This is a genomic window from Psychrobacter fulvigenes (assembly GCF_904846155.1).
In the GTDB taxonomy this organism is placed as follows: Bacteria; Pseudomonadota; Gammaproteobacteria; order Pseudomonadales; family Moraxellaceae; genus Psychrobacter; species Psychrobacter fulvigenes.
Map to the genome: position 1 here is coordinate 1,854,691 of NZ_CAJGZP010000001.1, position 14,654 is coordinate 1,869,344.

The following is a 14,654-nucleotide window of genomic DNA, read 5'->3' on the forward strand; positions in this document are numbered from 1 at the left end:
CTATAATTAGTAAAAAGAATAGAGATAAGCAAAAAAATAGCTAAACGGCGCATACAGGGCAATTCTTATCCTGCCGATAACCCATGAGCCGCTGCTGCATCCGACTACCATCCCACAAAAGCAGCTTGGTTGTCAGTGGATTTTTGGTTAGCCCTAAATATTGCAACGCAGCATTGGCCTGCAAGTTACCCATAATACCAGTCGTACTGGCCAGCACCCCTGAGTTGGCACAAGTGCGTTCATCAGCCTCAGTATTAATATCAGTATCAGACCCATTATTAGCACTAGGATCACCGAATACACAGTGGTAACAGCCAGTATGCAACTGCGGCTCGAACAAGGCCAGTTGCCCCTGCATTCCGATCGCTGACGCTGTCAAAAGCGGGATTTGGAAACGCACACTAATGCGATTAATGATGTCACGAGTGGCAAAGTTATCGGTACAATCTAACAGCAGACTCGGCTTGCCTGTCGCCATATCAAGCAGCTCGTAAGCGTTATCTATACTCAGCCGTGCAACTGTACCGCGCGCTGTGATTAATGGGTTGATTTTCTCTAACATCTCGGCAGCAGTCAGCGCCTTGGACTGTCCAATATCTTCAGGTAAAAATAGCGTTTGACGCTGTAAGTTGCTTGCCTCAATCTCATCGTCATCAATAAGATGAACCTGTCCAAGCCCTGCACGCACTAAGGTCTCAGAGGCAGGACAGCCAAGGCCGCCCGCCCCTATCATGACGACACGCGATGATTTTAGCCGTAGCTGAGCATCAATATCCCAGCCCTCAAGCAACACTTGGCGAGAATAGCGAAGTAGCTCAGCGTCTGTTAGTGTCTGATGGTCAATTGAAGCATCAGTGTCTATTAACTGCGTCATATTTATCACCAAATTTAGAAATTAAAGCTGCCCAAGGGTCACTCTATCATTACCCCCAAAGTCTTGCACAGTGTCAACGGACTCAAAGCCATTAGCCAAAAACAGCTGACGAACGGCTGCCCCTTGATCAAAACCATGCTCTATTGCTAAAAGCCCGCCAGCACGCAAGTACTTCGGCGCATATACAACAATATGCTCTATGTCTGCCAAGCCTTGATTGGGCGCACTTAACGCACTGATGGGTTCGGCTTGCAGGCACGCTAAATGCCCATCGGCCTCATCAATATAAGGCGGGTTCGAGACAATCACATCGAGTAACGCTTCAGCATGAGTAGGCAAATTTAGATACCAACTGCTCTGCACAAACTCCATATTGCCAACATTATTCATGGTGGCATTGTGCTGAGCAACCTTCAGTGCTTCTAGCGATAAATCAACTGCCACCACCTGCCATCTCTCTGATGTGCTGCCAATGCTGCTATTATTCAACTCATGCGCCACGCTAATGGCGATACAGCCTGAACCAGTACCCAGATCCAGTAAGCGCTTTGGTTTATCATCATCTGTGCTCTTTGGCTGTGCTTTTATCCAATTTAATACTTGCTCGACCAATACCTCAGTGTCTGGTCTAGGTATTAAAGTATGTGCGTTCACTTTAAAATCAAGTGACCAAAACGCTTGCTGTCCCGTTAGATAGGCGAGCGGCGTGCCAGCCTGCATCTGCTGCACACCAGCATTGAACTGCTCAAGCTCACGATCCGTTAGCTGATAATCGTCATCTGTAATTAGAAATATCGCAGGCTTATCGATAACATACAGCAGCCAGTCACTTAACCAAAATGACGGTAACTTGCTTCCTGAAGCCTCATTTGTCAGTTGCTGGATCTGCTGTTTTATTTGACCGACGGTAGACGCTGCCATAGATAACTCGTAAAAATACTGGATAATGGTTTAAGTAATAACTTTAAGTAACAGCGCGGCTGATATAGTTTTAGCTACTCTGTTGACCGTGGTGGCTCTTTGGTATCGGTCAAACTAGGGTTTACCTTTGTTAATGACGGCTTACCATCACTACTGCTATCATCGTCACCATAAATATCGTCGTTATCGCCAATGACAATGTGTTTATCGACCAGATAAATAAGCAGTAATACCGGAATACCAATAGCGAAAGTGAATAAGAAAAAGAACGGATAACCCATATTATCGACGATACCGCCAGAGTATCCGCCTAACACCTTGGGTGCCAGTGTCATCAATGACGAAAATATTGAATACTGTACCGCTGTAAACCTAATAGAAGTCAAAGCTGATAAAAAGGCAATAAATACCGCACTAGCAAAACCTGCCGCCAAATTGTCTAAAATAACCGCCAGATACATGTGCGGTAAGCTACCTGGATTATAAGTCAATAATACAAATAATAAATTGGTCACACAGGCTAATAATGCGCCCAGCATCATAGCATGCATCAGCCGCATCTTTTGCGCCAATACCCCGCCCAAAAACCCGCCAGCAAGCGCCATTAATACGCCTACTAACTTGACCGCATTGGCAATCTCAACTTTGGTAAAGCTCATATCTTGGTAAAAACGTTGGAGATTACCCCCGCCACGATATCAGAGACTCGGTACAAACCAATAAGTAGCAATAATAATAATGCCTTTTTGCCATAGCGTTTGAAGAAGTCAGCAATAGGATCTATCCACATGGTTTTGGCGACTTCTTTTTTGGCCAGTCCCACATGAGTCAATCCATATCCTACCGCTACGGCTACCACTAAGCTGCCTAGTAACCGTACGGTTTCAGCCACAAAGCTCAATAATACGCTTTCACTATCGTCAAAAAAGCTACCAATAATAATAAAAGCGGCGATAAAGCTGATGACCGTAAAAGCAAACAGCAAGACGATTCTGACGTAATCCTCACTGGTCTCAACCACCAAAGAGACTTTATTGATAATCTTAGGCTGGTTTATGATAAAGAATAAAAGTAGCAGCGGCGCACAAGCAACCAAAGCTAGGAAGTAGAAGTTGACGGCTGGCATGATAGCGAGTGGTATGACATTGATAGTCGTATCTAAAAAATTATTATAGATAATCTCAATCAAACTCAACACACCATAAATCGAGCCAGGTATCACCAATAACCCAGCATAGATAAAAAACAATTTAAGATTGAGTTTTTGCTTTTTAACTTGCAAAATCTCAGCAATAGGCTCGTAACCTGCAAAGGTAGTCAGGATACCAATCGACATCACTGCGGCCATAATATAATAGGTATTACGCCAAGCCTCATAGCTATAAAAGGCTTCGGTAGAACCAAAATAGTCTGCTAAATATAACGCCCCTGCCCCCGCAACAATCATACCTATGCGGTAGCCTGCCACATACATAGCCGCTAAAGTCGGTTGCAAGGTCGGCGGTGCAATCTCAATTCGATAAGCATCGATGACGATATCCTGCGTCGCTGAGGAGAAGCCTAACAGAACTGCCGATGCCGCCATGAACCACAGCACACTTTCACTGACCGGATTGAAGCTTGCCATCAATAAGATAGCGATGACTATGAGCAGCTGTGAAGTGACAATCCACGCACGTCGTCGTCCCAGCCATTTGGTCAAAAAAGGTACCGGAAGAGCGTCAATCAGTGGTGCCCAGATAAACTTAAAAGAATAACCAAGCGCCGCCCAGCTAAACATAGTCACCACACTGCGCTCAATGCCTGCTTCTCGCAGCCACAGTGATAAGCTTGAGAAAATCAGCAAAATGGGAATGCCCGCTGAAAACCCCAGAAATAGCATAATAACAGCACGCGGCTCGAGATAGGCTTTTACCGCCTCGCCCCATGATTTTTTGGGAACAGCAGAATTAGGTGGCACAGATTTGACAGCAGACATAACAACTCACCAACACTTGAGACAAAGAAAACAACTGCGCATAGTTTTTATCGATTATTCGATTTGTATTATTTTGCTTTAGACAAATTTGCTTTAGACAAAATCGATAAAAACTGCTCAACATTGTACAAATACGACCATGACAACAAAATTCAATTATGTTACTTGAGAACGCCTACCTTGACTAGATATTTTTGTATTAACTGATGCATACAGACTCTCACAACTGCTTATGTTTCATTCTAGTAACGTGCTGTGTCAATACCCTGCTTTACTGTGAAAGAAATGGCCTCTTTGTCTCATATTAATTATTTTATATTCCTATTATTCATAAGCTGATAGCTATTTGCTATATTCAAGAATAATAGACTTGATTTACACTGGTCGCTTATTAGTCGGTATTTATACGTTTTTATTTTTTATATACAGACGCGATCTGTATATTTATACAATAGGGTTAAGTTATGGCAATCGATATGGTCGTCAATCAGCGGCATCTACAGATTCAGCTCAAACAGTTGGAGACGGTGTGGCATACGGTAATTAATGGCTATAACTTAAGTCAAGCAGCGACGGTATTACATACCAGTCAGTCAAGCTTGTCAAAACACATCGCGGCACTTGAGAACCAACTCAAAACTGAAGTATTCGTGCGTCAAGGCAAACGCCTGACAGGCCTTACCACCATGGGCACAGCGCTGATGCCGCATATTGAGACTATTTTCGCTGAGATCCGAACGATTGAGAACCTTAGCCTTGATTTTAATGACCCCAACATTGGTACATTAACCATTGCTACTACTCATACACAGGCGCGTTATGTCTTGCCACAAGTGGTTAAAGAGTTCAAAGAGCGCTTTCCTAAAGTTAATTTAATCTTGCAGCAGGCTGACCCCGAGACCATCGCCCAGATGGTCATCCGCGGTCAAGCCGACATCGGTGTGGCAACCGAATCCCTACTTCATAACAACTATCTAAGATGCTACCGTTATTATGACTGGACTCACCGTATTATTGTACCCAGTGATCATGAGCTTGCCGATCAAGAGTCTATAGATCTACCGACGCTTGCCAGCTATCCAATCGTGACCTATCACGGTGGTTTCACTGGTCGCGGAGCCATTGATAAGACCTTTGCTGATGCAGGGCTTGAGCCTGACATTGTCCTAGCAGCACTTGATGCGGATGTGATCAGTACTTATGTCGGCTTGGGTTTAGGTATTGGTATCATCGCGGAGATGGCGTTTGAGCCCAGTCATTATCAAAACCTAGTTGCCATTCCTGTTGATCATTTTGGGCGTTTCACCAGTTGGATGGCGGTACGGGATGACGCAGAAATTCGTCAATATGGCCGTGCTTTTATGGAGCTCTGTCAGCAGCAATTTAGCCAATAAGCCCTCATATGAGTCATTAGAACTTTCTTTATTAGACATAAGCGGCATTGTTATCGATAGATAATAATGCCTTTTTTATTTCCATATTGCTGAAATCCGCCTGCCCATCTCACCTTACATGCGCTCATCACATTATTAAGATTTGTTATCAGCTATAGCCTTGACCTTTATATTCAATATAACTGCCCCATCATATGAGCTATTGAACCATCAAAAAGAACTAAATAAGTGCCATTAAATCAGTCTTTAAAACCGATGGCTTATATCAGCTTATTTTAAAAAACCAAACACAACTATAATAATGTCGTTAAGAGGCGACATCATAAAAACAGGTGACTTATGAGTAATAACATTCCTTTATCTTTCTTAGACCTAGCGCCCGTTCCTGAGGGTAGAAGCATTGCTGAGGGTATCGCCCAGACAGTTGAAACAGCACAGCAAGCAGAAAAAGTCGGTTTAAATCGTTATTGGATGGCTGAGCATCACAATATGCCCGGCATTGCCAGTGCAGCAACCTCAGTGCTGCTATCGCATATCGGCAGTCAAACCGAACGCATACGTATCGGTGCAGGCGGCGTTATGCTACCCAATCATGCCCCGCTCGTCATCGCTGAGCAATTCGGCACCTTGCAGGCGCTATATGGCGACCGTGTAGACTTAGGGTTGGGTCGTGCTCCTGGTACTGATGGCGCCACCTTTCAGGCACTACGTCGGCAGATGAAAGATGCTGAGCGCTTTCCACAAGATGTACAAGAGTTAATGTACTTTTTGGGTGATAGTACAGACGGTAGTCCTGTACAAGCATTCCCTGGTGCCAAATCAAATGTCCCTATTTGGATCTTAGGTTCCTCACTATTTGGTGCAACATTAGCTGCGCACTTAGGACTACCGTATGTGTTCGCTTCTCACTTTGCACCGCAAATGCTGACTCAGGCTATCGCTGCTTATCGAGAGCAGTTCAAGCCCTCCAAGTATTTAGATAAGCCTTATGTAATGTTGGCAGCCAACTTGCTACTTGCTGATGATGATGAGACCGCACAGTATCACTTTACTTCAGCGCAGCAAAGCTTTGTACGTTTGCGCCGTGGTGAAACAGGTCAAATGCCAAAGCCAACTCATGATATGAATAGCCTCTGGAGCCCAACAGAAAAAATGATGGTGGACAGTGCACTATCGGTATCTTTTATTGGCTCTGTAGAAACTGTGCAGCCCAAACTTGCTGAGTTCTTGGCAAAGTATCAACCAGACGAGCTGATTGTCACCGCCAACGTCTATGATCAGGCAGCACGTTTGCGTTCACTTGAACTTACACCCGAGCTAAATTTGTTTACTTTACAATCGGCAGCAGCGCTTGCATAATTATTACTGAACTCTAAAGAGATAACAGTCATGGAAAACTCTACCACTTTTATCGGTTCAGCAATATTTTTATACATTGTCGCATTTATTGCAGTGATGGCAGTTGGTGGGTATCTGACGTATCGTACTAGCCCAAAACGCAAGAAGCGCCGAGAAGACAAGCGTAAAAAAGACAACTTGAATTAAGGTCTATTGAATATACTCTAAACTCAGACAAGCAAATTAATATCAAAGCCCCCTTCTCTTATTCGAAAAGGGGGCTTTTTTGACTGTATTCATAACAAAAAGAGAGAGTACTTATACGATTCCCAAAAATTAGAGTAGCATGGAAGACGAACGCAAGTACTACATCTCGTAAGTTTAGCGAGTTTGACATCGCTAATCGTATTTTTTAGGATTGGTATTACAATTATCCCTGTTATTCAGAGCTACCAATCAACTGATGTTCCAAGGCTCTTTTGCGCTGCTTGCTGCGCGACATATAACGCTACTGCCGCATCAAATCTAGCAGCACCAACGGACTTAAACAGAGTAACACCATCACTGGACTTTGTAATTTTCTCTGTCACTAGCGCTTGCAGATCACCACTAATATCATCCCAAGTCCATGAGCAGTCAGAATTATCGTGGGCTTGTATCAAATCCCCCGCTTCATGACGACCACCAGCCAAGTCATCTATTACCACGATACTACTGCTTTCAATAACATCATCGCTGATCTCTTTCATCGATGGCTGATAGGCACCTACGGCATTAATATGGGCATCAGACTTAATTTTATCGACACTGAACTAGCCTTCGTTAGCGCGAGTTGCTACATTAATCACATCCGCATTACGGATAGCATCATCAATTGCTTCACAAACTTTGATGTCCACATTCCATTGACTATAGTTTTGAGCAAAGCGTTCTTTGAACGTCTCAGCACCTGCATGACTTCTATTCCACAAGTAGACAGTTTTTATCTCAGGGCGTACCGTCAGCACCGCATGCAACTGCTCATAGGCCATACCACCGCACCCAACAACCGCCACACTTGTACAATCAGACTTGGCCATATATTTAGTCGCGATACCCGATAGTGCTGCTGTCCGAACTTGGGTAATATAGATACCATCCATGATGGCCAATATCTCACCCGTATCGTTTTTTGATACTGTAATAATCGCCGTAGTCGTCGGCAGATCGCGACTCGGGTTGTCTGGACAAATAGTAACCAGTTTTACCGCCGTATACTCTTGCTCACTATCATAGATGGTTGCCGGCATCGATAAATGTGACCCTTGACTATTGTTATCATCCTCGCTAAAGGTATCAATAACTAAGCGATCAGGCGACTTAATCCAATTAGGGTTTTTCTCTTGAAGACGTAAAAGCCCTTCAATCGCATCGATAGCAGCTTGCATATTTAGGTGTTCGGCGACTACCGCTTGGTTTAGTAACTGCACTTTGAGCACTCCTTGCTTGTTAGAATTATTACGTTGTAATCGAATTTAGAAATTAGTTTTAGAGACAAATTATCGTTTAATACTTAATTCTTAATAGTTGATAGCCAACTACTCTATCACTCCTTTATCAAACGTATAACACATTCACTGTCATTTTATATTATATCAGCCCTAAAGCACGTAACACTGCCGCCCCAATTGCCATTCCAAACATCCCAACCACAGTGGTGAAGGCTAAAATATTGGCCGCCAATACATCATTGCCACCCATTGCTTTTGCCATGACGTAACTGGCAGCCGCCGTCGGTGACGCTACCATCAAAAACAGCACGCCCAGATGGACACCTGATAAACCAAAAGCCAATCCAACTGCGACAGCTATTAATGGCGCGATAACAATGCGGCCAATACTGGCTTGCATGGACAGTCCGGAAAGATGCAGCATGGCTTTTAAATCAATGCTGGCACCTGCACAGATCAGCGCCAGCGGCAACGCCACCGCTGCTAGCAGGCCTCCTGTGGTATGAATGACACCTGCAAGTGGCGGCAATGGCAATGCCTTGTATGCAAACGCAGCCAGTAATGCCAGAATAAGCGGGTTGGTGAATAATTTTTTGGTAATCATGGTGCTGCGGCTGATCCAAGTGTCTTCAGCACTCTTAGAGACGCGGCTGAGGGTAATGACTGCTAGGATATTAAACAGTATCGTCACCACGCCCATATACACTGCGCCAATACTTAGGCCGTGCTCTCCATAGGCGTTGGCGACAGTCGCCAATCCAATAATGGCCATATTACTGCGAAAGACACCTTGGACAAACACCCCTTGGTCAGCAGGTAGTTTGACAAAGCGATTGGCATACCACTCAGCCCCTATAAACAAAATAAAGGTCACGACAGTACCAGCAGCGATCAAAATCACTTGCTTACTATAATCAACATCGCTATCGACGACACTAAAAAACAGTAGTGCTGGTAGACAGTAATTAAAGACAAAGTAAGAGGCTTGATCGATAAAGGTTTGACTGACTTCACCACGCCGCTGCATAAAAAAACCCAACCCCATCAAGAAGAGGTTGGGCAAAACAATCGTGATAGCAAAAACAATGGCGTCGATCATAAACAGGCTCAAAATAATAAAATGCCCACAAGAGCAGGGGCATTTTTATTGGCAATATAATGGGGTTAGATAAAATGAGTAGTGAGCACTTATACTAGCATTTATATAACAACTCCAGTCAAACACTCTCTATTTATCTCATCCTATTATAAAGTCAAAGCTATGAATTTAACGCGGCCTTGGCTTTTTTGTTCTTTTTTACTGTCATCGCCAATAACTGTATAGCAGCAGGCGTGACACCGCTGACACGACTTGCTTGCGCCAAAGTCGCAGGTCGTACGTGATTGAGCTTTTGCACGATTTCATTAGATAGACCTGACACTATATCGTAATCAAAGTCCATCGGCAGCGCCGTATTCTCTAAACGCTTGATCTGCTCGATATCTTCTTGTTGACGATCGATATAGCCTGCATATTTGACCGAGATCTCTATCTGTTCACCGACTTGTGCGTCGACTTGCGAATCCGTAATCGCTTTGATATCAGCAAAATGTATTTGCGGACGTTTCAGTAAGTCATAAGCAGTTGCTTCTTTGCTGAGCACCTCACCCGTTTGTTCAGTGACTTGCTTGCCTAACGCATTGGCAGGCGTGGCCCACATGTCTTTTAGACGCGCAGATTCGGTGGCGATGGCTTCCATTTTTTGTTGATAGGCCTGCCAGCGTGCGTCTCCGACCAAGCCAAGCTTACGCCCTGTCTCAGTCAAACGTTGATCGGCATTGTCTTCACGCAGCAGTAAGCGATACTCTGCACGGCTGGTAAACATGCGATACGGCTCATTGGTACCATGAGTGATGAGGTCATCAACGAGTACGCCAAGGTAAGCCTCGTCGCGGCGCGGTGTCCAAGTCTCATATTCACTATTATCACAGGTCACGAGTGCCGCATTGGTACCAGCAAGCAGTCCTTGCACGCCTGCTTCTTCATAGCCAGTCGTACCATTGATTTGACCCGCGAAATACAAGCGATCAATCGATTTGGTTTCAAGTGTGGGCTTTAGATTTTGCGGATCAAAGTAATCATATTCAATGGCGTAACCTGGACGAGTAATGTGCGCATTTTCAAGTCCCTTCATACTATGGATAAAGTCTAACTGCACATCAAACGGCAAACTGGTTGAGATACCATTTGGATATAGCTCATGCGTGTTCAGGCCTTCTGGCTCGATAAAGATCTGATGACTGTCTTTATCAGCAAAACGATGGATCTTATCTTCAATAGAGGGGCAATAACGCGGACCAACGCCTTCGATTTTGCCAGAGAACATCGGTGAGCGATCTAGATTTGCACGGATAATGTCATGAGTACGCGCGTTGGTATGCGTAATATAACAGTTAACTTGCTCTGGATGCATAGATACGTCACCCATATAGCTCATGACTGGCAATGGCGTATCACCAGGCTGCGCCGTCATAACACTAAAGTCAACGCTCCGGGCATCGATACGGGCTGGCGTGCCTGTCTTTAGACGACCCACTGGCAACTTAAGCTCACGTAAGCGATCGGCAAGCTTGATAGAAGGTTGATCCCCTGCTCGTCCACCTTTTGAGTTTTCAAGGCCAATATGAATGACCCCGCCTAAGAAGGTTCCTGAGGTTAATACAACGGTTTGCGTATTGAATATAATACCTGTCGATGTCACTACTGCCGTTGCACGGCCGTTTTCAACCAAAATATCATCAGCACCTTGCTGAAATAAATCAAGATTGGGCTGATTCTCAAGCGTTTGACGAATGGCGGCTTTATATAAAATACGATCCGCTTGCGCACGCGTGGCACGGACTGCGGCACCTTTACGGCTGTTCAGTACGCGAAACTGTATCCCTGCTTTATCAGTTGCCAAGGCCATCGCCCCACCCAAGGCATCGATCTCACGTACTAAGTGTGATTTACCAATCCCACCAATCGCAGGATTGCAGCTCATCTGACCGAGCGTCTCTATATTATGTGTCAATAGCAAGGTCTGTGCGCCCATACGTGCAGCAGCCAAAGCAGCTTCCGTACCGGCATGACCGCCGCCGATCACTACCACGTCGTAATTTTTGGGATATTGCATGCATGCCTCACTTGAGTGATGATACCTTGATGACTGTAAGCAAGTGACTGATATAGTAACCGCTTACAATACGATGAATAGGTGTCAAGGATATAAAAATAAATAGCTGCCACTGTCAGCGGCCAAGCGTTAATAGGTAACAGATAATTATAGCAATTTTTTGAAGTTTAAAAAACCATAGCGCAAAAACAGCTGAAATTTCATTCAAAAGCATCTTGGCTGTTTTCGCGTTTTTGCATTGTGTTTTTACATTGTTATGTTAGTTATTAAGATTATTACCAGGGCTTAATGGTACCACTCTATCTGTCTCACTACTGGTTATCAGATGCTGACTCCCATGACCTTCAGGGTTGATTTGTAGATAAGCATTCATTTGCCCAATTGCCTCACCATCATTACTGGCTAAGATTTGTTCTTTTATCATCTCAACAGGCGGTAATGGCAAGTTTTTGAGTAATGCCAAGCGTTGGTGGTTATCACCTTTGTCGATGACCAGTTCGATAAGCTGGCGCGCATCAATCGGCAAATCTGGTGTGCTTTGGGCCAATAATGCGAGATGATAGGCGCCCGCAGCATCTTGATCGGCCACGATACGCTGCTCAATAGCGATATAGGTGCCTTCCGTCGCGCCGCCTGCCACACTCAGCTGATGGATACATTTCAGCGCAGAGTTTGGCTCATTGTCAGCAATGTCACTAATGCGCACTGACTCAGCTTTTAATTTTTCACGGCGTTTTTCGATGGCAGCTTGCTCAAGGGCTTCAGTGGCTTGTTGATTTTCAATGGATTGATTACTCATAAGACTCTCTTTTTTATTCAATATATGGTTATCTTGCACACTATTATGGGGATAAAATTTGTAAAGACAATAAAAGCTCGTTGCAATACTCGTTGCAATAAAAGAGACACACAATAAAAAACTCGAGTAGCCATTGTAGTAGGCCACTCGAGTTTTTATACACCAAACGAGGGTTTATTCATTCAGGTTCATTCAGATCTATTCGGAGTCAGAGCACTGACAGTGCGTAATGCTTAATCTGGCTGACTCTCTGAACAAATAGTATCGTTATTAGGCAGCAGGACTGTTTGCTTCAACCAATGGCTTAAGCTCACCTGATTGATACATTTGCAAGATAATATCTGATCCGCCCATCAATTCGCCATCAATCCATAGCTGTGGAAAGGTTGGCCAATTAGCGACTTTTGGTAAAGTGGCACGAATTTCTGGGTTTTCTAAGATATTGACAAAGGCAAATGGACGGCCAATTTGCGTCAGCACTTCAATAGAACGCGCTGAAAAGCCACACTGCGGGAACTGCGGTGTGCCTTTCATATAAATCAGCACTTTATTGTCTTTGATTTGGTCACGAATCAGCTGTTCAACGTCAGTTGCAGCAGTATTTGGGGTTTGATCACTCATAAAAGCTCCTATTGCTAAAGCAGTTTATTAAAGGTAGGTAATTAAAATATAGGTTTGCTACGTTGCTGATACATGGGGCAACTGCCACTAGATTACAAGCAAATTAATACACTGAATACGCTCTTAACTATTGAACGTCAGATACATTATTAGCCATTAGATACGCTAGGCACTATACGTTGGCACTATATGTTGGTACTAATAGTACCACAGCATTCGCCATGATACCCTCTTGGCGACCGGTAAAGCCAAGCTTTTCGGTAGTCGTGGCTTTTACGCTGATATTACTGACATCCGTTTGCAAGTCACTGGCAATGTTGGCACGCATGGCTTGATTGTGAGGGGCGAGCTTTGGGCGTTCACACATGACGGTAATATCTGCATTACCCAAAGTATAACCAGCCGCTTGAATTTTGCCATACACATAACGTAGTAGTACCCGTGAATCAAGACCAGCATTGGCCGCATCCGTATCTGGAAAATGCTGACCGATGTCTCCAAGTGCCAAAGCGCCAAGCAACGCATCTGCCAGTGCATGTAATACCACGTCGCCATCAGAATGCGCAAGCAGACTGTGCGTGTGTTCAATGGGCACGCCTGCCAATATGACATATTGCTGCTGCTCGCCTGTGTTATGAAAAGCGTGAACGTCGATGCCTTGACCGATTTTTATCATTGTCATTCCAAAATAAGTGAAAGGTAGTTAGAGCGACACCGTAGCAGTTTAAAAGTGTGCTGACTATAGGTCGCCAACAGTTTCAATTAACTGGTATAATATGACGCTTATTTTATCATAAGTTGTTGAGCGATTTTTATGCCAGCTATTTCAGATGCTTTCAGTACCCACCCTCCCTTAAGCCTAACCGATATTGCCAATCCTACGACGACGCGCGTCATCGTGGGTATGTCCGGTGGTGTCGACTCTTCCGTATCAGCCGTTTTGCTGCAGCAAGCAGGCTTTATCGTGGAAGGGCTGTTTATGAAAAACTGGGAAGAAGATGACGGTACCGAATACTGTACGGCGATGGACGACCTAGCGGATGCGCAAGCTGTCTGTGACAAAATCGGCATGAAGCTGCACACTGCCAACTTTGCGATGGAGTACTGGGATCGTGTTTTTGAACACTTCTTAGCGGAATATAAAGCTGGCCGTACGCCCAACCCTGACATCTTGTGTAATAAAGAAATTAAGTTTAAAGCATTTTTAGACTATGCCTTAACACTTGGTGCAGACTATATCGCTACTGGTCACTACACGCGTCGTAGCGTCAATTATACAAACAGCAATGGTGATGAGGTCGCACAGCTATTGCGTGGTCTGGATAATAATAAAGACCAAAGTTACTTCTTACATGCTGTTGGCGGTGATAAAGTTGCCAAGACTCTATTCCCTGTCGGTGAGCTTGAAAAGCCTGTCGTGCGTAAAATCGCTGAAGAACATGACCTGATTACCGCAAAGAAGAAAGACTCTACTGGTATTTGCTTCATTGGTGAGCGTCGCTTTAAAGACTTCTTGCAGCAGTACTTGCCTGCGCAAAAAGGCGACATCGTCACTGACGATCATAAGACCATCGGCACCCATGATGGCTTAATGTATTACACCTTAGGTCAGCGCGGTGGCATCGGTATCGGCGGTGTCAAAGACCGCCCAGAAGAGCCTTGGTTTGTACTCGCCAAAGACTTGGACAAAAACCGCCTAATCGTTGGTCAAGGTCACGAGCATCCCATGCTAATGAGTAATGAGCTGCACGCTTATAAGCTCGATTGGGTCGATGGTTTGCCTCCAGCAGATATTTTTACCGAAGACGGCTTACGCAGCATGTCAAAGTCACGCTATCGTCAGCCTGACCAAGCTTGCCGTGTATTTGCGACAAATACTGATGGCAGCGAAGTACGAGTCGTGTTTGATGAGCCGCAACGCGCCGTGACCCCTGGTCAGTCAGCGGTATTCTATATCGACGAGGTTTGTCTCGGCGGCGGCGTGATTAAGTCGATAGATGCACCGTGTGGCTTCTAGAATACACGCAAAGCGTTAAGTAAATGCCTGTTGTTATAGTTGCTATTTGGCTCTCAATATTATTATT

At 44.6% G+C, this 14,654-nt stretch carries 13 protein-coding genes and 1 pseudogene; 4 read left to right on the forward strand and 10 right to left on the reverse strand.

What is annotated here, in order from left to right:
* Positions 1–40: 40 nt before the first annotated feature.
* The 4 genes from JMX03_RS07910 to JMX03_RS07920 all read right to left on the reverse strand — a co-directional run bounded on the left by JMX03_RS07910 (position 41) and on the right by JMX03_RS07920 (position 3,773).
* The gene (locus JMX03_RS07910) at positions 41–874 is read right to left on the reverse strand and encodes a HesA/MoeB/ThiF family protein (RefSeq protein ID WP_201595933.1); all 834 of its coding nucleotides are present in this window, start codon (positions 872–874) and stop codon (positions 41–43) included.
* A 21-nt stretch (positions 875–895) separates the two neighbouring features.
* Positions 896–1,795 (reverse strand): peptide chain release factor N(5)-glutamine methyltransferase, encoded by a 900-nt coding sequence (gene prmC / locus JMX03_RS07915; RefSeq protein ID WP_201595935.1) that lies wholly within the window; start codon positions 1,793–1,795, stop codon positions 896–898.
* A gap of 74 nt (positions 1,796–1,869) precedes the next feature.
* On the reverse strand, positions 1,870–2,454 hold the full coding sequence (locus tag JMX03_RS15325; protein WP_406947697.1) for an MFS transporter: 585 nt from the start codon (positions 2,452–2,454) through the stop codon (positions 1,870–1,872).
* Positions 2,451–3,773 (reverse strand): MFS transporter, encoded by a 1,323-nt coding sequence (locus JMX03_RS07920; protein WP_406947698.1) that lies wholly within the window; start codon positions 3,771–3,773, stop codon positions 2,451–2,453. Before JMX03_RS07920 ends, JMX03_RS15325 begins: the two co-directional genes overlap by 4 nt.
* 464 nt (positions 3,774–4,237) lie before the next feature.
* Here JMX03_RS07920 and JMX03_RS07925 point away from each other — a divergent pair, with 464 nt between their 5' ends.
* The 3 genes from JMX03_RS07925 to JMX03_RS07935 all read left to right on the forward strand — a co-directional run bounded on the left by JMX03_RS07925 (position 4,238) and on the right by JMX03_RS07935 (position 6,712).
* Positions 4,238–5,167: a LysR substrate-binding domain-containing protein gene (locus JMX03_RS07925; protein WP_201595937.1), complete on the forward strand. Its 930-nt coding sequence runs from the start codon at positions 4,238–4,240 to the stop codon at positions 5,165–5,167.
* Positions 5,168–5,506: 339 nt separating this feature from the next.
* Positions 5,507–6,526, forward strand: coding sequence for an LLM class flavin-dependent oxidoreductase (locus JMX03_RS07930; RefSeq protein WP_201595939.1), 1,020 nt, complete (start codon positions 5,507–5,509; stop codon positions 6,524–6,526).
* 30 nt (positions 6,527–6,556) lie between these two features.
* Complete coding sequence (locus JMX03_RS07935; RefSeq protein WP_201595941.1) at positions 6,557–6,712, forward strand: hypothetical protein; 156 nt, start codon at positions 6,557–6,559, stop codon at positions 6,710–6,712.
* A 242-nt stretch (positions 6,713–6,954) separates the two neighbouring features.
* Here JMX03_RS07935 and JMX03_RS07940 read toward each other — a convergent pair.
* The 6 genes and pseudogenes from JMX03_RS07940 to ispF form a co-directional block, all read right to left on the reverse strand.
* A pseudogene (locus JMX03_RS07940) lies at positions 6,955–7,983 on the reverse strand (ornithine cyclodeaminase family protein).
* 151 nt (positions 7,984–8,134) lie between these two features.
* A complete protein-coding gene (locus tag JMX03_RS07945; RefSeq protein ID WP_201595943.1) occupies positions 8,135–9,094 on the reverse strand; it encodes an AEC family transporter in 960 nt (319 codons plus the stop codon).
* Positions 9,095–9,254: 160 nt separating this feature from the next.
* Positions 9,255–11,150 carry a tRNA uridine-5-carboxymethylaminomethyl(34) synthesis enzyme MnmG gene (gene mnmG / locus JMX03_RS07950; protein WP_201595945.1) on the reverse strand — a complete coding sequence of 632 codons (1,896 nt, stop codon included), beginning with the start codon at positions 11,148–11,150 and terminating at the stop codon, positions 9,255–9,257.
* 259 nt (positions 11,151–11,409) lie between these two features.
* Positions 11,410–11,949, reverse strand: a complete 540-nt coding sequence (locus tag JMX03_RS07955) for a hypothetical protein (protein ID WP_201595947.1) — start codon at positions 11,947–11,949, stop codon at positions 11,410–11,412.
* 270 nt (positions 11,950–12,219) lie between these two features.
* Positions 12,220–12,570, reverse strand: a complete 351-nt coding sequence (grxD, locus tag JMX03_RS07960; RefSeq protein ID WP_201574614.1) for a Grx4 family monothiol glutaredoxin — start codon at positions 12,568–12,570, stop codon at positions 12,220–12,222.
* A 172-nt stretch (positions 12,571–12,742) separates the two neighbouring features.
* On the reverse strand, positions 12,743–13,252 hold the full coding sequence (gene ispF / locus JMX03_RS07965; protein ID WP_320158303.1) for a 2-C-methyl-D-erythritol 2,4-cyclodiphosphate synthase: 510 nt from the start codon (positions 13,250–13,252) through the stop codon (positions 12,743–12,745).
* 132 nt (positions 13,253–13,384) lie between these two features.
* Here ispF and mnmA point away from each other — a divergent pair, with 132 nt between their 5' ends.
* A complete protein-coding gene (gene mnmA / locus JMX03_RS07970; protein WP_227695483.1) occupies positions 13,385–14,587 on the forward strand; it encodes a tRNA 2-thiouridine(34) synthase MnmA in 1,203 nt (400 codons plus the stop codon).
* Positions 14,588–14,654: the final 67 nt, after the last annotated feature.

Excerpts from the sequence above, each read along its gene's own strand:
- JMX03_RS07910 (WP_201595933.1), bottom strand. The coding sequence starts at position 874 with ATGACGCAGTTAATAGACACTGATGCTTCAATTGACCATCAGACACTA.
- prmC (WP_201595935.1), bottom strand. The coding sequence starts at position 1,795 with ATGGCAGCGTCTACCGTCGGTCAAATAAAACAGCAGATCCAGCAACTG.
- JMX03_RS15325 (WP_406947697.1), bottom strand. The coding sequence starts at position 2,454 with ATGAGCTTTACCAAAGTTGAGATTGCCAATGCGGTCAAGTTAGTAGGC.
- JMX03_RS07920 (WP_406947698.1), bottom strand. The coding sequence starts at position 3,773 with ATGTCTGCTGTCAAATCTGTGCCACCTAATTCTGCTGTTCCCAAAAAA.
- JMX03_RS07925 (WP_201595937.1), top strand. The coding sequence starts at position 4,238 with ATGGCAATCGATATGGTCGTCAATCAGCGGCATCTACAGATTCAGCTC.
- JMX03_RS07930 (WP_201595939.1), top strand. The coding sequence starts at position 5,507 with ATGAGTAATAACATTCCTTTATCTTTCTTAGACCTAGCGCCCGTTCCT.
- JMX03_RS07935 (WP_201595941.1), top strand. The coding sequence starts at position 6,557 with ATGGAAAACTCTACCACTTTTATCGGTTCAGCAATATTTTTATACATT.
- JMX03_RS07945 (WP_201595943.1), bottom strand. The coding sequence starts at position 9,094 with ATGATCGACGCCATTGTTTTTGCTATCACGATTGTTTTGCCCAACCTC.
- mnmG (WP_201595945.1), bottom strand. The coding sequence starts at position 11,150 with ATGCAATATCCCAAAAATTACGACGTGGTAGTGATCGGCGGCGGTCAT.
- JMX03_RS07955 (WP_201595947.1), bottom strand. The coding sequence starts at position 11,949 with ATGAGTAATCAATCCATTGAAAATCAACAAGCCACTGAAGCCCTTGAG.
- grxD (WP_201574614.1), bottom strand. The coding sequence starts at position 12,570 with ATGAGTGATCAAACCCCAAATACTGCTGCAACTGACGTTGAACAGCTG.
- ispF (WP_320158303.1), bottom strand. The coding sequence starts at position 13,252 with ATGACAATGATAAAAATCGGTCAAGGCATCGACGTTCACGCTTTTCAT.
- mnmA (WP_227695483.1), top strand. The coding sequence starts at position 13,385 with ATGCCAGCTATTTCAGATGCTTTCAGTACCCACCCTCCCTTAAGCCTA.